Source organism: Bartonella sp. AC130YNZD (genome assembly GCF_042196865.1).
Classification (GTDB): domain Bacteria; phylum Pseudomonadota; class Alphaproteobacteria; order Rhizobiales; family Rhizobiaceae; genus Bartonella.
The window spans coordinates 1-3,055 of record NZ_JBHIQZ010000071.1 but is presented as its reverse complement, the minus strand read 5'-3'; the positions used below and the strand labels follow the sequence as shown (position 1 = coordinate 3,055).

General features: G+C 43.7%; 4 protein-coding genes. All 4 read right to left on the bottom strand.

The features are described 5' to 3' along the window. Positions 1–588: contractile injection system protein, VgrG/Pvc8 family (locus tag ACFINU_RS09470; RefSeq protein ID WP_375667627.1), on the bottom strand; the 588-nt coding region annotated here is incomplete at its 3' end. After that, a complete protein-coding gene (locus ACFINU_RS09465; RefSeq protein WP_375618909.1) occupies positions 585–809 on the bottom strand; it encodes a tail protein X in 225 nt (74 codons plus the stop codon). The genes ACFINU_RS09465 and ACFINU_RS09470, both read right to left, overlap by 4 nt. Further along, positions 806–1,186, bottom strand: coding sequence for a phage tail protein (locus tag ACFINU_RS09460; RefSeq protein ID WP_375618908.1), 381 nt, complete (start codon positions 1,184–1,186; stop codon positions 806–808). The genes ACFINU_RS09465 and ACFINU_RS09460 overlap by 4 nt, the downstream gene beginning before the upstream one ends. A gap of 5 nt (positions 1,187–1,191) precedes the next feature. After that, positions 1,192–3,055: phage tail tape measure protein (locus ACFINU_RS09455; protein ID WP_375618907.1), on the bottom strand; the 1,864-nt coding region annotated here is incomplete at its 5' end.

The window sequence follows — 3,055 nt, the reverse complement described above, 5'->3', positions numbered from 1 at the left end:
AACGGGGAGTGTTTCACCAGTGATGGCTTTGCCTTCCCCCCGTTTGGCAAGAACAAGTTTACCATCAACGGGTTTTGCTACCGCATCATAGTCTTCTGCAAGGCGTGTGGCAAAAGCCATATCGCTTTCAGAAGTTTGATCAATGTGACGCACAACAATTTTAGCAAGAGCAGGGTCAACTTTTGGTGTATAGCCATTGCGCTCTGCTATCTCTTGAACAATACTGCCAAGGGTTTGTTGGTGATAGGATTGGCTTTTGGGTGTTCTATAAGACGTATTCATAGAGGCGGCGCGTCCGGTCACGCTTAGGCTTTGAGGCGGGCTGCTTACAGAGATTTCATCAATCAGATAGGCTCCCATATCGCGGTTTTTGCCGCCTTCATAGCCAAGTGTGACAGAAATGATTGTTCCGATGAGAGGAATATCGAGAAAGCCATTATCACTGTCACGGGCGCGGTCATCAAGCTCTATGGTAATGCGGTCACTTTTGTCTTCTGCTTCATCGGTAATTTCAATCGACAAAACATAGTCCATCAGCATTCTTGTGATGTCCTCTCCATTTGCCATCACTGTGCAAAAAGGTTTCATGACTGGCTACCCCAAATTCTAATCACCGGTGTGGCTTTAGGATAGGGGAGGGTTGGTAAGAGTATTGTGATACCTGCTTTTAAAATGGGTCCATAGTCTGCAAGTCCAAAATTCGCTGCATAAACGCGTTCAACAGCAAGAGCTTGTTGACCCTTGGCATAGTATTTCCAGCAAATGGCGTCAACCATATCGCCTTCTTTTGTTACGTAAAGATCACTCATAGGTCTCCACCATATTCTCTCAACTTTATCGTAAATTCTTGTTTTTTGGGGGATCCGTTATAGTGAAAAATGCTTTGTTTTTCCTCTACAGAAAGAATGACAAACTTGCCTAAAATTTTCCCCTGACCGGTCACAAGGATATGAGGACCATTATGCGCCATTTGTCGCAAATACTCGATTTGTCCATGACCGCCTTTAAAATCTGGATAGATCACACCGGTTAAAGAAAACTCTGCATTTGCCACAGCAGGCAATTGAAGCGCTGCTTTGCGCCCCAATCGCCCTTGCTCTACCCATGGAATACCATAAGACATGTCAAGGGTTTGATAAGCAGCTGTTTCAATGGAAAAGATAAAACCACCCAAAGCTAACATCATGGCGCTTAATCCGAAAGGCTAGAGGCTATAGCCAAGCGTTGCTGTTTGGCATAGCGTTCAAGGGCTTGATTGACTGCGTCTCTGATTTCATCTTTAAGACCATTGGGGACAGAAATATTTAAATTTGAAATCATCACGCGGGCATCTACTTCTACCGGCTTATGAACGGTAATGGGCTTGGGAACTTTGAAGGCGCCCACTTTTGTATTTGTAGTCTGCATTTGTCCTGTTTCGACTACGCTTGTATTAAAGCCACTCTTGCGTTTTTCAGGTGGAGTATTTGTAACCACTGCTGTATCCAGCATTCTTTTTGCCCGTGTATTAGTTTCTTCGGTAAAGGTTTTAATGGTCTTCGTTGAAGTTTTGTCTATTGAGACATTAAACCCTAACTTTTCTTTCATCCAATTAGGCATCCAACTGGTTAATTTACCCATCATGCCGCTAAGCCATTCAGACAGAGCATTCCATTTGCTTTTGATGCCGTCCCAAAGCCCATTAATAAGATTGGAGCCTACTTCCATTAAATCGACACCAAACAGCCATTCAATGAGTTCATTGATTTTTGTCGCAATCCAAGAGAGTGGTGAAAAGTTTTTAAAGAGCGTCAAGAGGTTATTGAAAACATTACTACATAAGCTGTAAAAAGAATCCCATAACTTGCTTATAAAGCTTATGACTGTATCCCAATGTTTGTAGAGCAGATATCCGGCAGCAACAAGAGCTGCAATGCCGCCAAGTATCCAACCGATAGGTGTGGTCATGATAGCAACACCAAGCGATATAAAAGCCGTACCAACAGCGGTTATTGCTGGAATAAGTGAAGTTACAAGAGATACCGCAAGACCCGCAACTGCGGAAGCAGCCGGGACCATTGCTGCAATGAATGATCCGATAAGAACTGCTCCAACCGCGGCTAAAGATGCTGCTATCCAGCCATTGAGTTTGTCCCAATATTGATAGAGGACAAAGAGCACTGCAATGCCACCCATTAACCAGCCTATGGGGGTTGTCATAATTGTGATACCAAGCGTGACAAATGCGGCTCCTACGGCTGCTAATGCGGCAATGAGTGGACCAAAAATGAAGGAACCAAGAGCTACAAGCCCTACCTTAAAGAGGGTTATTTCACCAATCAATGGCTCTAGCCATTGGAACCAGCCTTTAATCCTCTCTGTGAGATCACTGATGCTTTTTCTTAAATCAGAGGTAGGATTAAGTAAATCATTAAGGACTTTTTTTAAGGTTTTTGCCCAGCTCGCAACGGTTGTTTGAATGAGATCACGGTTTTCATCAATTAATTTTGAAAAACCGTCAACCATATCATTGATGACGGGCATAAAACGGGCACCAATAAAGCTTGCGATACCGCCTATTTTTTTCTTAAAAGCACCAAGCTTGTCACTTAAATCTGCTGCATAGCGTGCAACATCGGCGCCTATCAGCCATTTTCCTTTCCGCGCCTTTGCAAACAGTTCTTTGATAGGTGCCATGCCTTGTGCAAGCATGGTCGCCATTTCTTTCCCATCGCCCCCAAACAGCAGGGCAGCAATATGCTGTCTTTGTGCTTGGCTTTTCATCTTACTCATCTTGTCGGTAATTTCTTCTAACAAGACAGAAGTGGATTTGAGTTTTCCAGAAGTGTTTTTGACAGAAATGCCAAGCGCTTCAAAGCCCATCATGCCTCTTTTTTGTCCAGCATAGGCTTGTGCTGAACGCCTATTTAAAACCGCTAAGGATTGTTGAAAAAGTTCGGCAGAAGTGCCTGAATTATCGGCTGCATCACCCCATAATTGAAGTGCCGTAACACTCATATTTAAGTGGTGTGATGCGTGATAAAGACTATCTCCCAGATGCATGGTTTTCATGGTG